At 39.4% G+C, this 18919-nt stretch carries 21 protein-coding genes; 11 read left to right on the forward strand and 10 right to left on the reverse strand.

The window, feature by feature from the left end; genetic code table 11:
• Window positions 1–103 precede the first annotated feature (103 nt).
• The 5 genes from moaC to modB all read left to right on the forward strand — a co-directional run bounded on the left by moaC (window position 104) and on the right by modB (window position 3452).
• Window positions 104–637 (forward strand): cyclic pyranopterin monophosphate synthase MoaC, encoded by a 534-nt coding sequence (gene moaC / locus B4K26_RS00140; protein WP_296242864.1) that lies wholly within the window; start codon window positions 104–106, stop codon window positions 635–637.
• An 80-nt stretch (window positions 638–717) separates the two neighbouring features.
• Window positions 718–1002, forward strand: coding sequence for a MoaD/ThiS family protein (locus B4K26_RS00145; RefSeq protein WP_296242865.1), 285 nt, complete (start codon window positions 718–720; stop codon window positions 1000–1002).
• A 148-nt stretch (window positions 1003–1150) separates the two neighbouring features.
• The gene (locus tag B4K26_RS00150; RefSeq protein WP_296242866.1) at window positions 1151–1642 is read left to right on the forward strand and encodes a molybdenum cofactor biosynthesis protein MoaE; all 492 of its coding nucleotides are present in this window, start codon (window positions 1151–1153) and stop codon (window positions 1640–1642) included.
• An 82-nt stretch (window positions 1643–1724) separates the two neighbouring features.
• Window positions 1725–2555: a molybdate ABC transporter substrate-binding protein gene (gene modA, locus B4K26_RS00155; protein ID WP_296242867.1), complete on the forward strand. Its 831-nt coding sequence runs from the start codon at window positions 1725–1727 to the stop codon at window positions 2553–2555.
• A 195-nt stretch (window positions 2556–2750) separates the two neighbouring features.
• The gene (modB, locus tag B4K26_RS00160) at window positions 2751–3452 is read left to right on the forward strand and encodes a molybdate ABC transporter permease subunit (RefSeq protein ID WP_296242868.1); all 702 of its coding nucleotides are present in this window, start codon (window positions 2751–2753) and stop codon (window positions 3450–3452) included.
• A gap of 738 nt (window positions 3453–4190) precedes the next feature.
• On the opposite strand, the gene B4K26_RS00165 is transcribed toward modB, so the two are convergent.
• From B4K26_RS00165 to B4K26_RS00180, 4 genes are all read right to left on the reverse strand, one after another.
• Window positions 4191–4487, reverse strand: a complete 297-nt coding sequence (locus tag B4K26_RS00165) for a DUF4298 domain-containing protein (protein ID WP_296242869.1) — start codon at window positions 4485–4487, stop codon at window positions 4191–4193.
• Window positions 4488–4583: 96 nt separating this feature from the next.
• Entirely contained in the window at window positions 4584–5192 is a 609-nt protein-coding gene (locus B4K26_RS00170; RefSeq protein WP_296242870.1) for a nitroreductase family protein, read from the reverse strand.
• A gap of 69 nt (window positions 5193–5261) precedes the next feature.
• Complete coding sequence (locus B4K26_RS00175) at window positions 5262–6200, reverse strand: pirin family protein (RefSeq protein ID WP_296242871.1); 939 nt, start codon at window positions 6198–6200, stop codon at window positions 5262–5264.
• A 56-nt stretch (window positions 6201–6256) separates the two neighbouring features.
• On the reverse strand, window positions 6257–6970 hold the full coding sequence (locus B4K26_RS00180) for a pirin family protein (RefSeq protein ID WP_296242872.1): 714 nt from the start codon (window positions 6968–6970) through the stop codon (window positions 6257–6259).
• A 212-nt stretch (window positions 6971–7182) separates the two neighbouring features.
• Here B4K26_RS00180 and B4K26_RS00185 point away from each other — a divergent pair, with 212 nt between their 5' ends.
• Entirely contained in the window at window positions 7183–7509 is a 327-nt protein-coding gene (locus B4K26_RS00185) for a GNAT family N-acetyltransferase (RefSeq protein WP_296242873.1), read from the forward strand.
• Window positions 7510–7629: 120 nt separating this feature from the next.
• Here the strand turns inward: B4K26_RS00185 and B4K26_RS00190 are convergent, their stop codons facing one another.
• The 3 genes from B4K26_RS00190 to B4K26_RS00200 are packed head-to-tail and all read right to left on the reverse strand — an operon-like array spanning window position 7630 to window position 9345.
• On the reverse strand, window positions 7630–8328 hold the full coding sequence (locus B4K26_RS00190; protein WP_296242874.1) for a YoaK family protein: 699 nt from the start codon (window positions 8326–8328) through the stop codon (window positions 7630–7632).
• A gap of 28 nt (window positions 8329–8356) precedes the next feature.
• Window positions 8357–8911: an NADPH-dependent FMN reductase gene (locus tag B4K26_RS00195; protein WP_296242875.1), complete on the reverse strand. Its 555-nt coding sequence runs from the start codon at window positions 8909–8911 to the stop codon at window positions 8357–8359.
• A gap of 50 nt (window positions 8912–8961) precedes the next feature.
• Entirely contained in the window at window positions 8962–9345 is a 384-nt protein-coding gene (locus tag B4K26_RS00200; RefSeq protein ID WP_296242876.1) for a DoxX family protein, read from the reverse strand.
• A 144-nt stretch (window positions 9346–9489) separates the two neighbouring features.
• On the opposite strand from B4K26_RS00200, the gene B4K26_RS00205 reads away from it, so the two are divergent.
• The 5 genes from B4K26_RS00205 to B4K26_RS00225 all read left to right on the forward strand — a co-directional run bounded on the left by B4K26_RS00205 (window position 9490) and on the right by B4K26_RS00225 (window position 14151).
• A complete protein-coding gene (locus B4K26_RS00205; RefSeq protein WP_296242877.1) occupies window positions 9490–10395 on the forward strand; it encodes a LysR family transcriptional regulator in 906 nt (301 codons plus the stop codon).
• 107 nt (window positions 10396–10502) lie between these two features.
• Window positions 10503–11612: a hypothetical protein gene (locus B4K26_RS00210; RefSeq protein WP_296242878.1), complete on the forward strand. Its 1110-nt coding sequence runs from the start codon at window positions 10503–10505 to the stop codon at window positions 11610–11612.
• A complete protein-coding gene (locus B4K26_RS00215) occupies window positions 11612–12430 on the forward strand; it encodes an SDR family NAD(P)-dependent oxidoreductase (RefSeq protein WP_296242879.1) in 819 nt (272 codons plus the stop codon). Before B4K26_RS00210 ends, B4K26_RS00215 begins: the two co-directional genes overlap by 1 nt.
• Window positions 12431–12466: 36 nt before the next feature.
• On the forward strand, window positions 12467–13681 hold the full coding sequence (locus tag B4K26_RS00220; protein WP_296242880.1) for a low temperature requirement protein A: 1215 nt from the start codon (window positions 12467–12469) through the stop codon (window positions 13679–13681).
• Between the two features lie 110 nt (window positions 13682–13791).
• Window positions 13792–14151: an MliC family protein gene (locus B4K26_RS00225; protein ID WP_296242881.1), complete on the forward strand. Its 360-nt coding sequence runs from the start codon at window positions 13792–13794 to the stop codon at window positions 14149–14151.
• 136 nt (window positions 14152–14287) lie between these two features.
• Here B4K26_RS00225 and B4K26_RS00230 read toward each other — a convergent pair whose 3' ends face one another.
• The 3 genes from B4K26_RS00230 to B4K26_RS00240 are packed head-to-tail and all read right to left on the reverse strand — an operon-like array spanning window position 14288 to window position 18899.
• Window positions 14288–14920, reverse strand: coding sequence for a hypothetical protein (locus B4K26_RS00230; protein ID WP_296242882.1), 633 nt, complete (start codon window positions 14918–14920; stop codon window positions 14288–14290).
• The gene (locus B4K26_RS00235; protein ID WP_296242883.1) at window positions 14917–18009 is read right to left on the reverse strand and encodes a tyrosine-type recombinase/integrase; all 3093 of its coding nucleotides are present in this window, start codon (window positions 18007–18009) and stop codon (window positions 14917–14919) included. The genes B4K26_RS00230 and B4K26_RS00235 overlap by 4 nt, the downstream gene beginning before the upstream one ends.
• A 2-nt stretch (window positions 18010–18011) precedes the next feature.
• Complete coding sequence (locus B4K26_RS00240) at window positions 18012–18899, reverse strand: hypothetical protein (RefSeq protein WP_296242884.1); 888 nt, start codon at window positions 18897–18899, stop codon at window positions 18012–18014.
• Between the last annotated feature and the right edge of the window lie 20 nt (window positions 18900–18919).

The raw sequence follows: 18919 nt of genomic DNA on the forward strand, positions 1-18919 counted from the left end.
AAGGTTTGTTTAAAGGTTTGTTTAAAGAAAGCAACTTTAAAAAAACCTGCCATTTAATAAGCACTATATTTAAGAAAAATAAGCCATTTAAGAGAAATAAAGAATGAATAGCGATAGTCAAAAAGACAGTAACCAGCTAACAAAGCAAACAGCCAACCAATCTAGCTTATCGCATTTAGATAGCGACGGTGATATCACCATGGTTGATGTGAGTGGCAAAACGGCTAGTACAAGAGAAGCCCATGCAAGCGGACAGGTCGTTTTCCCTGCAGATATCTATACGCAAATCAAAGCTGCTGACGGTATGACCAAAAAAGGCAGCATCACTCAAACGGCTCATATCGCTGGTATCATGGCAGCCAAACGCACCCATGACTTCATTCCACTTTGTCACCCCTTGCCCTTGGATAAAATTGGTCTAAGCTTTGTATTCGATGATGCCAACCATAGCATTACCGTGACCGCCACCGTGAAAGTCACCCACAAAACTGGGGTAGAAATGGAAGCGTTAACCGCTGTTAGCGTCGCCTGCTTAACCATTTATGATATGACCAAAGCCATCTCACATGACATTGTGATTGATAATATCCATCTCATAAAAAAAACCGGCGGCAAATCCGACTATCAGCACAAGTAAGAATGATTTGAAAAATGTAAAGCTCTAAAGAACATACAGTTAGACAGCCAACAAGCAGTTTATAAATAAGGGAGATTGCCATGAGCACCTTAGTAGAAAGCCAAATAGACACAAATACGACGATGGATATTAACGTTTTATACTTTGCCAGCTTAGCTGATGAAGCCAATTGTCATGAAGAAAAAATTACTGTGCCGCAATCGACCTCATTGACCGAATTATATGAACAGCTGCGCCAGAAGCATCGTTTTAGTCGTCCGCAGTCAGAGCTACGTGTGGCGGTAAATGACTATTTTACCAAATGGACAGATAGAATTTATGACGGCGATAGTGTGGTCTTTATCACCCCAGTTGCTGGCGGTTAATTTAAAAACGGATGTTTTATTCCTCCATTTTTCTATTAATCTCTTATTTTGATTATCACTCTTTTTATAAGCCGCATAAGTTTATTGTTGTGCTTAAAAGCTAAAAAGCTCGCTAAATAGTATTGTTAGATAATAAGCAGAGAAATAAATGACAGATAATGTACATGGGCAATCGATGAGCATCAAACGCAGCATCGATGAAGCGTATCTCATCGCTGAACGTGATGGTTTTGCGCTGTTAGATACCGATATTGACGAAAGTCGCCTTAAGAAAACGCTCGATAATGACAGCTGCGGCGCCTTTGTCTGCTTTGAGGGTCGCGTTCGCAATCATAATAATGCCACGAGCGTTAACCGCTTAACCTATTATGGCTATGAAGATTTGGCCATCAATCAAGGTCGCGCTATCATCGAAGAAGCCAAAAAGCGCTTTGAGATTACCCACGCAATTGCCATCCATCGTATCGGCGCGTTAGAGATTGGCGATGTGGCAGTTTGGGTTGGCGTCGTTTCTGCTCATCGCTATCCTGCCTTTGACGCTTGCCGCTGGATATTAGACACCATTAAAGCCGACATTCCGGTGTGGAAACAAGAATATTACCAAGATGATTCTTCTAAGTGGCTTAGCAATAATGGCTGAAATGGCTGAAATGGCTGAAATGGCTGAAATGGCTGAAATGGCTGATTATCACTCATAAATAATGGCAAAGTGAAGTATAATAATGCTTAAAATAATAACAATATCATCGACTTGCTTAGTATTAATGCTCACAGCTTGTAGCAAAGAGCAGGTCAACCAACCTGTTCAATCGGATGTCGATAATACCACTGAGCTGACACAAACGCTGCGTATCGCCGCCGCTGCCAACTTGTCAGATGTGTTACCTGAAATCATCGAAGGTTATAAAGCGGATAAAAATCTGCCCAATCAAAAAATTGAAGTCACCTTTGCTTCATCAGGCAAGCTGTATTCACAAATCACTTCCGGCGCACCTTACGATATTTTTTTAGCCGCCAATCAAGAGTTTCCAGCCAAGTTAGTAGACGAGATGTTTAAAGGTGACAGCAGCCAAACGCCGTTTACCTATACTCAAGGTCAGCTATCGATTTATAGTGCTACTAAGTCTGTTGATGGTTTGAGTCAGACTACCTTGACTGAGTTATTAAAGGATGATGATAAGACAAAAATTACTATTGCCAACCCTGAGCTTGCGCCTTATGGCGAATCTGCCAAGGCTTATTTACAAGCACAAAACCTTTACGACTCTCTAATGGCACAAAAGCGCATTATTCAGGCGGAAAATATCGGTCAAGCTTTTCAGTATGCCCATACGGGTAATGTCGATTATGGTTTTGTCGCGCAATCGCAAGTGACGGCGATTAAAGCGGCACCTGAGCAGTTTTATACGTTAGCGCCAGAGTCTTATCCAGCTATTTTGCAAGACGGCATGATCATTAATGACACTGCTGCCGCGACAGATTTCTCAAATTATCTGCGCTCTCCTGCCGGACAAGCTTATTTTTCTAAAGCAGGATATTTAGCGGTTAAGTAGCTTATTTACAGAAAGCTAGCGGTAGAATAAAGACGTTGACAATTTCAGTCTACTATTTTAATGCTTTTACCTGCCTGCCTTGAATGCAGATTATTTTAGCAGGCTGTATAATAATAGCTTGGCATCATAAATATGCATCATAAATATCGCCCTACAAGCGACGCAATGGATCAAAGGTAGATAGATAATCAGGCTATGATGTCCCAATTTCTTATTTCAGACATGCTGTTGCCAGTATGGGTCAGCATTAAGCTTGCCGGTATTACGACGCTTTGCTTATTATTGTTTGCAACGCCATTGGCCTATTGGCTTGCCAAACCTAGCTGTGGCAACATCGTTGGGCGTGTAAAAATTCTACTCATGGGCATCATTGCCATGCCGCTTGTTCTGCCACCTACGGTTATTGGTTTTTATGTATTATTACTGCTCAGCCCGAGCGTGGGTATTGGTAAGTGGCTTAGTGAGCATAACGTCAGCCCTTTGGTTTTTACCTTTGAAGGACTGGTTATTGGCTCCATCATCTACTCCCTACCCTTCTATATTCAGCCCGTTTACGCGCAGTTTTTACGCATTCCCCAAAGCGTAATGGAAGTGGCCGACTTATTAGAGCCCAGCCGTCTTAGACGTTTTATGAGAGTTGCACTGCCGCAAGCGCGCATTGGTATTATTCTAGGCAGTTTAATCAGCTTTGCCCATACCATTGGCGAGTTTGGCGTGGTACTGATGATAGGAGGGAGTATTTCCGGTGAAACCAAAGTCGTCTCTATTGCGATATATGAGCAAGTAGAAGCGCTAAATTATGAAGCGGCGCACATGATGTCGGCCATTCTCGTCATTATGGGCATAATAATGGTAGCGCTGATTGCTGGGGTCAGCCGGCTCAATCAACGCCCATAAGTATTTGATTGATGTTGCTTAACAGTAAAAAACTTCCAATTTGAACCAATTTGAGCAATCTGACCTATTAGGTAATCAGACCCAGTGCTGCTAGGATGAATTTTTCGTAGCCTCTGTGACAGCACCAAGCAAGGAAAGTTTATACCAGTAGCACTGTGTCGTTTTTAAAGCGAATCAACTATAGGAAAAATGAACATGCTTTTGAGTAAAGGCACATAAAAAATGAGCAGACACAAAAAAACCTCAAACAATCTAATGTTTGAGGTTGAAACTTTTGTATCAAAACTAATTTTTAAATATGGCGCAGCGGACGGGACTCGAACCCGCGACCCCCGGCGTGACAGGCTAGAACCACCAAACTTCATTATTGTATCTTAATGTATAATAACTTACAAAGCCTTATATAGCAATAGATTGATGATTTTCTTATTGATGACCTTTAGCATACATTTAAGTATTTTACTGAGTATATTTTTGATTATTTGGTCACTTAAAATGTATAAATTTTATACTTTATAATAATAATAAAAGTATAAAATTTATACTCATATAATTATTATAAAGTACTATAGGTCATTTTGTAACTTGTAAAGAGCTATACTCTAAGGATCAATTACTCAAAGAATACTATGGTCTCTCTTGAAAATATTACTGTTAAATAAGGCAGCACGGTTATATATAGAAAAGACGGTTAATATGTATTTCTTTTAAAAAATGAGGGGTAATAAAGTTTTGGAATTAACGGTCTATAACATCTAGCCCTAATCTCATCCAGCGAATTGCCTGTTCTTGATGATCGGTTAACGCGCTCCACAGAGCATCTTCACTGATGATGGAATATCTATTATCTGCGCATTCAACCATCACGTTGCTTTCATGATCACCTCTCCACTGCTCACTTTGATAGTAAGTTTGAAGCTCAGATAATAATGTACTGGCTTCTAGCCATTTTTCCTGAGCATCTTGCATCTGTTCATTTAGCTCGTGCCAACGCTCATACTTTTTTTGCAGCGCTTGTGCATCAAAAACATCCATTGTATTACTCCCGTTTATAATTATAAAAAACCAATGAAACTGCTAAGGTATATTCATAGTAGTTTCATTGGTTATATTGTATTTAAAGTTAATATATTAGCCAAATACTTTCAGACGCTCATCTAAAGGCTGAAATTCTTTGTCACCTGCTGGCTGCTCGATAGCACCGAATACCATTTGAGCATTCAACTCCCAATCATCAGCGATGTTCCATGCATCAGCAACTCTCTGATCGATGACAGGATTATAATGCTGCAAGTTAGCGCCGATATCTAAGCTCGCTAATGCTGTCCAAATCACATATTGATGCATAGCACTGGTCTGATGTGCCCAAATTGGGAACTTATCCGCATATAGAGGTGCTGCTTCTTGCATGTTTCTCACGACGCCTTTGTCCTCAAAGAACATAATCGTACCAGCACCCGCTCTAAATCCTGCGATTTTATCTTTAGTACCTTTGAACGCATCTTCATCATTAACGATAACTTTTAAAGTCTCTTCAGTGATGTCCCATAATTTTTTATGATCATCACCGAATAAAACCACGATACGCGCGGACTGTGAGTTAAAAGCGGACGGTGTATGCAAGACTGCATGTTCAACCAGCTTAACCACTTCATCGTTAGAAACAGGTAGCTGATCGCTTAGTGCATAGATAGAACGGCGCTTTTCGGCTAGTTGTTGTAAGTCTTTTAAATTTGACATAGTTTTCTCCGTTGGTTTTAGATTAATTTACATATAAAAATATATTTAATGATAAAAGGCCATTAATTTTTAGCCTTTAAAGCCTTGAGGTAATTCAGGCGCTGATAAGCGCTTCATATCTGAGTCGACATTACCAAAGCGCTCATGACCGTTGTTCCAATCAATAATTGATTGCTCGATCTCTTCCTTACTATCAGCGACAAAGTTCCACCATAGCAGTACTTTTTGATCTAAAGGTTCACCGCCGATAAACATCACACGTGTACCTTTCTTAGCCGCTATTTTAATGCTTTCGTTATTAGCGACGTCACTATCGTGGAAGCGAAAGAGTTGATCTTGCTTACAGATTTTGCCTTCGGATTCTATCTCACCCTCGCTAACTAAGATGCCATACTCGAAGCCTGGCTCTAAATTTAGTGTCGCTTCACCGTCCTCTAAGAAATACACATCGATACCAACGAGCTTTGAATATTGGATAGTAGGCGCTTCATAGTGCTGACCTGAGACATTGGTATAACTGCCGGTGGTCAGGATCATCTCGACATTATTCTCCGTCCAAGTTGGCAGATTGGGATAATGATGAAAACCGCGCTCAATTTGTTGATCCGTCGGTAGCGCAATCCATAGCTGTACCATGCTGAGGGCACGCGCTGCGTCTGGTGAGCCACCTGTATCTGGAAAGACGCTTTGTTCAGTATGACTAATACCTTGGTTTAGACCAGTGCCTGCGGTCATGACGTTGACTTGGTTCTTGGTAATCACTTGCTCGTTACCTAAGCTGTCCTTATGCAGTACTTCGCCATTAAGCATCCAGCTAAAGGTTTGTAAGTTAATATGTGGATGGCGACCGACTTGCATACCTGATTCATCTGGACCAAATTCAGCGGGACCAGCGTGATCTAAAAAGCACCAGGCTCCGATAGGTTTTTTGCCAGTGTTAGGTAGCAGACGCGCAATGGGAATACCGCCAACATCTGCCATTCTTGGCTCTAGGGTTTGAATACTCATAAGGTAACTCCTTTTCTAATTAATTATTATTCATAATGATAATCATAAAGACGAGTTTAGATTATCATAGGGACTTCCATTAACAATACTCTAGAGTTCTCAGTAGCATCCATTGTGAAGCTTTTAGTATCCCAAACGCCTAAACCATCACGAGTATCAAGCACATTGCCGTTGATAGTCACTTTACCCTCTAGTACCAAGACATAAACACCGTTATTGACGTCTTTTAAGTCATAAGTCTGGGTAACGCCTTTGTCAAAATGACCCATATGAAACCAAGCGTCCTGATGAATCCAAACCCCAGCGTCGTCCGCGTTTGGCGATAGCACTTGGTTGAACTCATTAACTTTCATTTGCTCGTCCATACGCATTTGCTGATAACGCGGTGTCACACCTATTCTATTGGGGATCACCCAAATTTGTAAAAACTGGACAGGCTCATTGGCATCGCCATTCATCTCGCTATGAGTAATACCTGTGCCCGCTGACATGACCTGAATCTCACCCGTTTCGATGATACCTTCGTTACCGATATTATCGCCATGAGCTAACTTCCCACTTAGAGGAATACTGATAATTTCCATATCGCGGTGTGAGTGCTGACCAAAACCTTGACCACCAATCACAAAATCATCGTTAATGACCCGCAGCGCGCCAAAGCCCATACGCTCAGGATTATAATAATTGGCAAAGCTAAAAGTGTGACGGCTTTTAAGCCAGCCGTGATCGGCATTACCGCGAGAATCTGCTGCATGATAGATCGTTTTCATAATTTATCCTTTATTTTTAATTGGCTTGTTTAAGCTATGGTTCTATTATAATTGTTGACCATATATAGATAAATAGTGATTATTACAATTGACTATTCTTGTTATTAGAACAATAGAATAAAAAATTTATACGATAATACTTTCGCTATGATAAATGTCAGATGCTATGATAATTTGGCGTATCCACTTCTAACTATAAAGAGAGAATAATAATGTCAAACCTACATACTACGCATTACGATGTGATCGATAACAAAAGCCAAAATCGCTTTGAGATTCATATTGATGATCAGATTGCCTTTGAAGACTATGAGTTTTTTACCACATCACAAGGTGAGAAGGGTATTGAATATAAACACACTTTAGTACCAGAAGCGCTTAGTGGTCGCGGTATTGCAGGCTACTTAGTTAAAGTTATCTTAGATTGTGCAGCGGCTAGAAAACTGCGCGTTAAGCCGACTTGTCCTTACGTGAAGTCTTATATTGATAAGCATCCAGAATATCAAGCTAATTCAGTATTTCATTATGCTACTCCCTAAAGTAGAAGCTCCAGACATTTAAATTACCTTCAATAAAAAAGCAATGTTAAATAAAAAAGCCATGACGAATAATCATGGCTTTTACGGTTAATGACAGTAGATGAAAATGTAAAACTTTAATTAGCCGATATGCTGTAAAAACTCTGGTTTGCGAGCCAACACTGATAAGTACAGCACAGGGATGACGAATAAACCAACCGCCCAATAACTCAGCTGTACATATAATAACGCACCTAATAGTGCACCAACAACGAAGCTGATGACTAATGCTGAGCTATTTGCTAGTTTTCTAGCATTATCAGGCGTTCTATTGGCTAAGTAATCGGTAAGTCCAATACCTAACTGGGTCGTATTTCCAGTCATTAATACGGTAGGGCTCATGCCTTTAATGACAGTTTTGCTCGCCGTATTACGAATGGCAAGGGCTGTTAATCCCAATCCACCTGTCAAAGCGACGTTAAGACTATCGGCATCGGTAAAGGGCTCAAAAGACAACCCTGCTACCATAAAGGCGCTCAAAAAAAGCGCTTCTGCCAAAAATAAATGACTCAGTACTAATGTCTGCTTGCGGCTATGATCGATATATAGCTTAGTCACAACTACGGTTATTATAAATAATGGCACTGAGGCTAGTTTTATCCACAAGCCATCCTCACCTTTAACCAAACCGCTACCTGCCAGCACTAAGTTACCCGTGACATGAGCGGTAAAAAAGCCAAATAAAGTGATGAAGCCAATCGTATCAATCGCTCCACCAACTATCGTTAATAGTATAGGCGCTTGATAGAGTTGCCAAAAGCTTGGAGGCTTATCACCCATAGTATAGGCCTTACTATCATCTGTGCTCTTATTCACTAGAATGTCCAGCAAATAGCACAAACGCATCGACAAACCTTTGCAGATATTTTTGTGTGCGCTCGCTAACACTGCCCTCATCATCTAAGCTGTCAGTAGCATTTCCTAAGTACACCTCAGGGCTGATCATCATTTGTGCCGATAGCATTTGCATGCTTTTACGCACATCTAAACCACTATCTCTAGCACCATAAGTACTAGGTGATGCTGTCACTACCGCTACTTTTTTAGCTGTCCAAATACTTTCTTTATATGGACGCGAGGCGATATCGATGACATTTTTTAAGGCAGCCGGCATGGTCCGATTATGCTCTGGAGTGACAATCAATACCGCATCAGCAGCTTTTAGTTGTTTACGGACACGCTCATAGCTATCAATTGTCGTCTCATCAAAATCTTGATTATAGACAGGCAAATCGGCAATGCGTACTTCTTCTACATTTATGCCATCAGGCATTTGCGAGACCATAAGTTCTGCAAACTTACGATTGATAGACTCTTTTCGCAAACTACCGATAATTAGTGCGATGTTCAAAGGTGCGCTCATAGCGACTCCTTAGTGATGATAATAAAGCGACAGTAACTATACTATACGTCTTACTTATGACGGTTATCAATTGAATAAGCACCAGCACCGTGCGCGAAGATCATCAAGAAACCACCTGCCATTGCGATATTTTTCATAAAAGGATTCATTTGCGATTCATCTATCCAGAACTGATGGAAAATTAGTGCTGATATAATGTTAAATCCAACCAGTAAAATAGCAACGAAACGCGCTTTGAAACCAAAGAGAATAGCGAGGCCGCCGAAAAGTTCAACCGCGATAACCAGTGGCAATAACATCCCAGGCACACCCATCGACTCCATATAACCTTGAGTGGCCGCGTAGCCGGTAATTTTAGTAAAGCCTGAAAAGATAAAAATCATTGATAAAAACAGGCGTCCAATTGGTGCGCTTAACGCTTGTAGTTTGTCCATGGGGTTTCTCCAGTAATAGAATATTTTTTTAAGATTTTATTTGATTATGAGACGGTGCTATTGTATTCGTTGCTTATAACTAGATAAACCGTAATAATCACAAATGTAAGTTCTTATTTAGAGAACAATTAAGAGGTGGTTCACATGGGACAATTAGAAGATATGGCAATGTTTGTGCGTGTTGTCGAAGCAGGCAGTATTACCAAAGCTGCCGAGCAACTGAACATCGCGAAATCTGCAGTAAGCCGACGTTTAAAAGAGTTAGAGACGCGTTTGGGCAGTCAACTGATTAGCCGAACCACGCGTCAATCAAACTTAACCCAAGCTGGTGAGCAGTATTATCAAAAGGTGCACCATATACTCAGTGAAGTGGATGCGCTGAATGAAGAAACGAGTGGTACTCCGACGCGTATCGAAGGGACATTAAAGATGACTGCGCCACTGTCCTTTGGTTTAATGCATTTAAACGATGTCATCGATGAATACGCCAATCAGCATCCTGAGTTAAATTTTGAGCTGGATTTTTCTGATCGGCATACTGATTTGATTGAGGAAGGGTTCGAGTTAGCGATTCGTATTAGAGAGTTGCAAGATTCCAGTTATCAAGCCAAACGTCTAGCACTGATTCGTTATGCGTTATGCGCCAGTCCCGAATATTTAGAGAGGATGGGTACGCCAAAGACTTTTGACGATCTGTCAGAACATGAGTTTTTACAATATGGTATGAGCAAATCTAGCACGATAGAACTGATAGATGAGCAAGGTAAGAAGCATCAAGTCGCCGTAAACGGTAAAATCAAAGCCAATAATGGGGACTTTTTGCGGGAGATGGCAGTCAAAGGTCATGGTATTGCTTTTCTGCCAACTTTTATTACCTATCAAGCCTTAATCAGCGGTGAGCTTGTGCCTATCCTGCAGCAGTATCAATTACCCACTTTAAACGCTTATGCGGTCTACCCGAAAAATCGATTTTTGTCGCAGCGTTGCCGTTATCTCATTGATTTTATTGCCGAGCGTTTTGGTGATAATCCGTACTGGGATAATTTTTAATAGGTTCTGCTTCAGCGAACTCGGTAGTATTTTAAATTCGCTATAAACCTTAAAACAATACTGCTAGTATTATTTTAAGGTATCCATCAGTCATAAGGAGATGCAACATGGATTTAACATCACTCGGCATGAAAGCCATTCACGACTTTGATAACGTTCGCCAAAGCCCGTTACCACAGGAGCGCTTGAGCGCTGCACGAAAAATAGCCAGCGCATTTAGAGAGCGCTTTATGGACGAGCCGCAGGTACAGTTTTATCAAAGCGCGGATATGGTCAGAGTTCCTTATCCAACTTGGTACGCTTATAGTGGCGTCTATACCCAAAGCACTTATAAGTTCCCCTATATCCATATCCTAAACCGCATTTTTATCGTGCAGTACCATGACTTTTCGGGCAAATTAAAAACCTTGTTGTTTTCTCCATCAGATATTGAAGCTGACCGCGAGACGCCTTTTTTTAAACGCTTAACAGACAAAATGCCAAGCTGGTCACCGCTTGAGAGTGTTGTGGCTCCTATCATCCGTGATGTGGCGGGTGCCTTAGCAGAAATTGGTTTAACGCCCGCTGATATTGACTATATCAGTTACGACCACCTGCATACTCAAGATGTACGTCAATGGCTTGGCAGCACAGATAGAGATCCTTATTTCCCAAACGCCAAACTGTTGGTACACGAAAAAGAGTGGCAAAGTGTACAAGGATTATTGCCCGTACAAGCAGAGTGGTATTGCCCAAATGGCATTGATGGCGTCGATCCTGATAAAGTCATCACCTTCACCAGTAGCCTCCATTTAGGGGAAGGTTTGGCCTTAATTCATACTCCAGGGCATACCGAAGGTAATCATTCATTAGTTGCTCGCGTACCCGATGGTATTCGCGTCACTTCAGAGAATGGAGTTGGCGCAGATGCTTATGCACCGAAGAACTCTAAAGTTAATGCCATTCGTCGATATGCCAAGCAGACAGGTATGGAGGTCATCTTAAATGGGAATACGCTAGAGGATAGTACCGATCAATATATCTCTATGGTGATAGAAAAAACCATTGCTGGTCCTTCAAAGAACCCCGATTTCCCTAATTGCGCCTCAAGTAGCGAAGCGACGCCTTATTGGTTGATTCCTGGGCACAAAGTCAGTCATCTGATTGGTGAAGCAAAATTTGGCAGCTTGAATACAGGCTCGTTGAAACATAGCGCCTTACAGAAGGAAAACGCTTGATGGGTTATTTTTCTAATAGCTACTTTGCTAAAAAAACGGTTTATATTACGGGTGCCGCATCAGGTATCGGCTTTGAGACTGCTAGGCAACTGATTCAACAAGGTGCCAATTTGGTATTGTTTGATGTACAAGCACTTGATGAAGCCGTAGTAATACTAGAAGACTTGAATAAAAATAACGCTTCCATTGTCAGTTATCAGTTAGATGTCACCGATGCGGATATGACAGTCAAGCAAATGGCTGATGCCGCCAGTAAGCAGTCGCCTGATATCTTAATGCATTTTGTCGGAATTACAGGACCTTGGACTTTTGATGACATGAGCCAAGCGCAATTCGAGCGTGTTATTAATATCAATCTATTTGGTACTCGCAACGTTTTGGCTGCTGTACGACCGTTCTTATCACGTGGCGATCAAGTCATGGTTACCGCTTCGATGGCCTCTTTCACTGGAAGTTACGGCTACAGCTCTTATAGTGCCTCAAAATTCGCCATTTGGGGCATGATGCAATCCATCAGTTTTGAGTGGCAACCTCACGGTATTGATATCACTATTTTTGCCCCACCGCCAATCGATACGCCGTTGACTCAAGCTGAGGTAGGCGTGATGGCAAAAGCTGGGGTCGGTATGAAAAAGCTGGCCGGTGAGTTAAAAATTGAAGATGCGGTCAAATCCATGCTAAAAGGCGTAGAAAAACGACAATTTTTAGTCGTGCCTGGTTTCATGGCAAATATCATACGACTGCAATTGCGATTTTTTCCAATCAGCTGGGTCAATTGGATAGGCAACAAAACCGTGGCTTTTTCGCTAAAAAAATAATATCCTCAAAAAATTTAGGTAAGCGAAATATAAATCATGATCCCTATTACCGTACCTGCCATTAATAAGATTTATGCCCGCGATCCCAATGAACCCCATCGACCCTCAACTACTCTAGAGTTGTTGTTTGATTTAGTCTACGTCATTGCAGTTGCCGCAGCGGCTAGCGGACTATATCAGCGCTTACTTGAGCATGATTTTTCAGGATTTCTAACCTTTATTATCGCCTTTTTTATCCTATGGAATGCTTGGACGAGCTTTACCTGGTTTGCTTCTGGCTACGATCCTGATGATTGGTACTATCGTCTTTCAGTGTTGCTGCAAATGTTTGGCTCATTAATGATTGCAGCCAACATCAATCAGTTTTTCGAGCAAGGATTAACATGGATAGGAGTCACTGGTTATGCGATCATGCGATTGGCAAGCTGTAGCCAGTGGTGGCGAGTTTATCAGCAAGTTGAAGGCCATAAGCGGGTAGCGGGTCGCAGTATTATTGGCTTATTAACGCTACAAAGCGTTTGGATACTTTGGTTGTTTCTTCCTGCTTCGATACAAACGCCTGCGTTGTTTTTATTTATAATCGCTGAATTATTAATGCCATTATGGGCACGAGCCGCACAAAGTCTTAACTGGCATCCCCATCATATTGCCGAGCGTTACGGTCTGTTAACCATTATCGTATTAGGTGAAGGGGTTTTAGGCGTTAGCAATAACATTCAGTATTTTTTGGTCAACTCGGATTCTGCCGCTAGCGTGATTATTTTATTAGGCTCAAGCCTAGTCGCCTTAGTTTTTTCCCTTTGGTGGCTGTACTTTACCATTCCTTTTGGCACTATTTTAAATAACGAGCGCCGCCGTTATGATCTGTTCTTATTTGGCTACGGTCACTTTTTTGTCTTTGCAGCGCTTGCGGCATCGGGCAGTGCCCTCAATTTAGTCACTGACGCGCGCGCAGATACTGCCAATCGTATGGTCACCCAGCCTTACGCCATGGGGCTATTGATGATGATGCTACTGGCATTTTTAGTGACCTTAACCTATCTTCGAGCCTTAATGTGCCGCAAATCAAGCTACAACATGATCGCGCTTGTTTTGGCAATCATCATTATTGGACTTAGCTATATCCTAGTTACGCAGGGATTAGCCATTACCTACGGCATTTGGCTCAGTATTCTCGCGCCTGCCGTTATGACGTGGTACTTTTATCAAGACAATAAGCGATGGCAAAAAACCCCAGTTAATATCGCTTAAAACCAACAAAGTGTAGCAAAATTTAACATCAATAATTTTAGTTTGCGATACCATAGCTTTTTTTAATGAATCATATTTAATGACTTACAACCACAAACATAAGGACCATCATGAAAAAATTACTAGTAGCGATTCCTGCCGTATTATTACTAGCCGCTTGTGCTACAAACGCGCCTGTCACTGGTAACCATCAAGCCAATATGGTGACCATGACTTGTGAAGACGGTGGTCAAGTGTTGGCAGCTTACTCAAATAAGGGTCAAATGGCTAATCTAAACGTGAGCTTGCCCAAAATTGGCTTAAATAATCAAAAAATGACGCTCAATCAAGCGGTATCAGGTTCAGGCGCACGTTATGTCAATAACGCTGACCCTAAAGTAAGTTATGAGTGGCACACCAAAGCGGATTATGGTGTTATGAGCGTAGGCATGGCAAATGGTCAGACATATAGCGTCAACTGTAAAATATAAGTATTGATATTAATGCTATCTAATTAAAAGGTCTCGCTACTGTAAATACAGCAACGAGACCTTTTTTTGATTATGCAATCTTTCTGTTTAGATGATTCCTTATTTAGGGACTTCGTCTTTAGAATGCTATTGATTGTTAAGGGATAATCTTATCGCTAAGTAGCTTTGCTTGTTTAATCAAAGTATCTCTTGTTTTATCAAGTAGCTCTGCACAGTGTTTAAGAAGAAAGGTATTTTTTTTTGCTGACTGACTTTCATCACCAAATATTTTGTTCCACATATCACTGTCATATTCTTGAGTAAGCCGTTTAAGCTCTGGATACATAATACCTGGCTTTGAAAGTGAAAGAGTAGAAATTGCCCTAATATAATCCATATATATAAAGTTTATTACGTCTTGATCAAACTGATCTTGAATTCTTTTTTTTACTCTCTTTACCTGTTCATCAGTTTTATTCTTTGTATCATAGCCTTGAGATGTTGTATAACTTAGAATCACAGTATTATCATTAGAAATATCATTTAGATCAAAAATTGGAGAAAAACAGCCTCCGATGATTTCGTATGAACCGTCTTTAAATATGACAGAGATATTATGAACAGGTATCTCAACTCTGCTGCCGAAATAGTTAGATACGTTTTTGAGGTAGGCACTCTTATCACTAATAATATAGGCGTTCATCATTACTTGATGAAGCTTCCTGGTTAAAGGATGGAATTTCACAGTTGAGTTGCTATTTAAACTAATCGTTTTAGCAGATAGCTTCATAATATTGGCCCTTGATTAGATTTGATTCTCTTTCCTATCATAATGAATACATAGTGACAAAATATTTGTATTGTCCTCACATTCCACTGCTTTATAGGGATAACAGAGTTTTCTCTATTTTGAATTCTTGTAACTTCAGTTTGACTAGCGAGAGATAGCTCTACTCGAATCTGCTTTTGATTTTGGTAAAAGTTCTTTTCTTGCTCATTATCCATATTTCTTTTCTGCGAAATGGCTATAACTTTTAAAGAATCGTCCCAAGCATTCTGATCTTTTTCGGAAGCTTGTGCATAGTTGTAGTAGCTCAGTCGAATATCTTTTTTATAGACTAGTTTACAAATAACTTGGAGGTAGTTATAGAGGTCTACTGCGCAGTTGAATATGATAAAATTTTTATTATATTGAGAATGAGTAAGTGTATGATATATAAATTGATAGATAAGTTTTTTGTCATCACTCTCTAAATAAAGGCTACGAAATTTTTCCGTCATTCGCATCATGATTTTTCTATCATCATCATACCTGTCCTTAATAGGTAATAAGCCTCCTTTATTGTTGATATCAAATAACCTAGGGTTACCTTTCCTAGTTTGAAACTCTGAAGCGTCTCTTAGACGTTTTGCATTGTGATGCCATGTTTCAAAAGTTTCTTGACTGATATCATAGATATGCATGAGGTTCTCATAATCATCTTTCTGAGTATAAGCTTCAAGAACTTGATGTACTTCATCGAAAGAATACCTCTTAACTTTTACAATTTTGTCATCAAATTCATTATTAAGTATTTTACTATGCATAGGTTGCAGAAAATAAGGCAGTTTAAGCTTATCAATAAGATATTCATTTATTTTCAAATGCATATTTTCAGTTTCAAATTTTTGTCTTCTCGGTATTTTTAGTATCTGATTGTGCTTCACAGATAGCTTGAAATTGGTCTGCCATAATAATAATCCCAACTGAATGTCCGTAAAATGTACATATGATGAAAATGTCGTACTTGGAGTAGCGTGCCCTGCTATTCCTGCCAAAGCATATATTTTCTTGTATGCAAGACTGGTCTCAAAATGATTTATAATGCTAGCAGCCTGAGCTGATTCGTAGGGTAGCAAGCTTTTTAAAAACGTTGCACTTGGATGGCCATTAAATTGATAGTCTTTATCATATAAAAATGACATTAACTGAAAATTAGTCAGACAACTATGGCGTAGATGGTGTGTAGTAAGATAGCTTAAGCCAGTAACCTCTTTTATAAGATGAGTAAGCATTTTTGATATTGTTTGAGCGTTGTAAGACATGCCATCTTGGCTGGCTATAAGCGTTTGACCTTTATCGCCTGAACGTTTAATGTAAACACGCTTAATTAACTTAATATCAGATTCTGTTAATAGTTGTGCAAGTAATACACGACGTAAAGCAGAGAGGCTTTTATTGTTTCCAAATTTATTATTTCTAATCTCTAGATAATTCTGAGTTTCGGCTACATCACGCAATCTTATTTTAACTATTTCACCAATTCTCAGCCCGCACCGATGTCCTAATATTAACGCTAAGCTCAAAGCCTGTTTTTCATCTACATTTGTAGTAAGGCTATCAATCTTATCAAGTATAGCTTGGAACATTTGCTCTGATATATAACCAACTTTATGATGGGGTTTATCGCTTGTAATCAATGGAGCTATAGGTTTTATATGGTAGTGTTTAACCATGTATTGGTGTATTTCATTAATTAATGTAGCGACTGAATTCCTTGCTTTTATGGTCTTACTGAGTTCAATCATCTCACTGTATAGCATTATAAAGTCTTCTTCCTGATAACTTTCTAGATTTGTGTCTTGAGTAAGAGCTAGCCAACGACTAGTGATAGTATTACTATAGGTTTGAACACTGCTTACTTTACAGGTACGTGCTTTTAATAATAGCCAGCCAACTATTGCCTTTTCTTGTAAAGAGCTTTGACCGCTTTTTAATCGATTATAAATTTTATCTAGCTCTTCGATTACTTTCTTTTCAGATAATTTAGCATTGTTGTCTTTAATATCTTTTCTAAGTAACTTCGCTATCTCTACTACTAAGCGAGGACTGCCTTCTAAATGACTATCACTGTCCATGTTAGTCAAATTGCTATTAAATTCTTCTTGTTTCTGATTTTCATTATGTTGAATATTATAAATCAGAGACTGCCAATTGGATGTTGCCAAGCTATAGGTGTTTTCTTTACCCGTTATAATGTACCAAGTATGTTCAGGGAGATCGAAGAAGAAGTGATTTTCTAGCACATAGACTGCACCCATCAAAAAACGTTTCAAACCAAGTTCTATATTATTCCCCTGATTTGCTTGTATCAGTTGTATGCTTTGATACCGTTTGTATATTGTGAGATTTCTAGCACGATCGATAACGGTATTTTTCTGCTCTTTGTTATAAGACTGGATAATATGAGCTGATAGTGGAGAAATAAAAACCTGTGCTTGATGAACCGCTTCTGACGCTTTATAAGTATTTGTATGATAAGCCTTGTCCTTGACGATCACAGTAATAGTTGGCAAACCTGAAATTTGTTCAATTTTTAAACATTTCCCAATTACTTGATCCAATATCTCCTGTAGTACAGGAGCCTTTAGGATTGCACTGTGAAAGATTAGAGTGAATAAGATATCACTTACAGTTATATCAACAGTTTTTTTATTTTCTAAACCTTTAGCCCAGTTTAGATAAAAATCTAGTACACGCTTACCATCATTGAACCATTCTTGTGTACGAAAAGATTTGGCACGAGATGATTGAATGATAAGTTTAGGAAAACCTATATCAATATTTTCATCTTCTATTCGACTTTGACAGTATTTTACGGCGTGATTGTATGATGTAGAATATCTCTTAACATCTTTAAAATATTTATTAGTGGATAAATTAGTATCAAACTTTAGCCACATCAGGTCAAACGCTCGCTGTTTATCTTCAGAAGCTGCAATTCTTGTCAGGTCGATGTGTTTGTCTATTAGTTCGCAAGCTAACGAAAAGCGCTTTTCTTCTAGTTTATCTCGTTTTTCTTCTCGTATCTTAATACCAGATTTTTTTTGACGTGCCATCCTTAGCGCTCCAATTGAATGACTGTAAAGCCAATACCTTTGATAAGTTCATCTAGTGTATTTGCAAACTCTCTAAGTTCAGATTGTTTCAAACCGCTAAAAGGATCATAAAAGCTGAATCCCAGTTCATCAGAATGTCCCATCCAAGCACTAATAACGTCATATCCAATAGATTTTTCATTGAAGTCTGAGTTGTATGAATATTTGCCGATGTATATATTTTTTAGCGAGCGTATAAAATGTCGATGCCAATTAAGAGGTAGCGATATATATTGTGACATTCGCTCTTTTATGAATACTTTGTTTAACTTTAACTGAATAACAGTATTGGTTATCTCATCTAATTTTAGATAACTTATCAGTCCAATATGACTATCCAAAATGCCCATGTATATTTGACCAATATTACTTCCTAACTTATTAAATAGAATGCCATTACTTTTAATAAATTTTTCATACTCATTGATTTGCTGACATACGGTGTGTGGTAGATAGATTAATCTGCCGATAGTGTCATCTTGCATTTCCTTATCGCTAATAAAATAGACTCCAGTTCTGGTATCTATATCTGACAACCTGCCAAATGGCTCAGTAACAGGTCGATAACCACTTGCAACAGACATCAAAACATATAGATAGTCCATAAAGCTGTTATGAAGATAAACCAATGAATTCAAGCTACTTAATTTTAAACCTGCAATGGCGACTTCTAATTTTTGTCTTAGTTTAACCACGATCTCTTCTAGTCTAAATTCATTAACAGCTAATGCACTCCCTATAGTCTTATCCCAATAATCTGTTAATGTTTCATCGGGTAGTTCAAAAAGCATATATAATTTAGTTTGATTTGGCTCATCCTTATTTTCAAGTAGCCCTATCAAGTGATCCATATATAGTCAAGCCCACCTAA

The sequence above is a fragment of the Psychrobacter sp. UBA6766 genome (genome assembly GCF_002453355.1).
In the GTDB taxonomy this organism is placed as follows: Bacteria; Pseudomonadota; Gammaproteobacteria; order Pseudomonadales; family Moraxellaceae; genus Psychrobacter.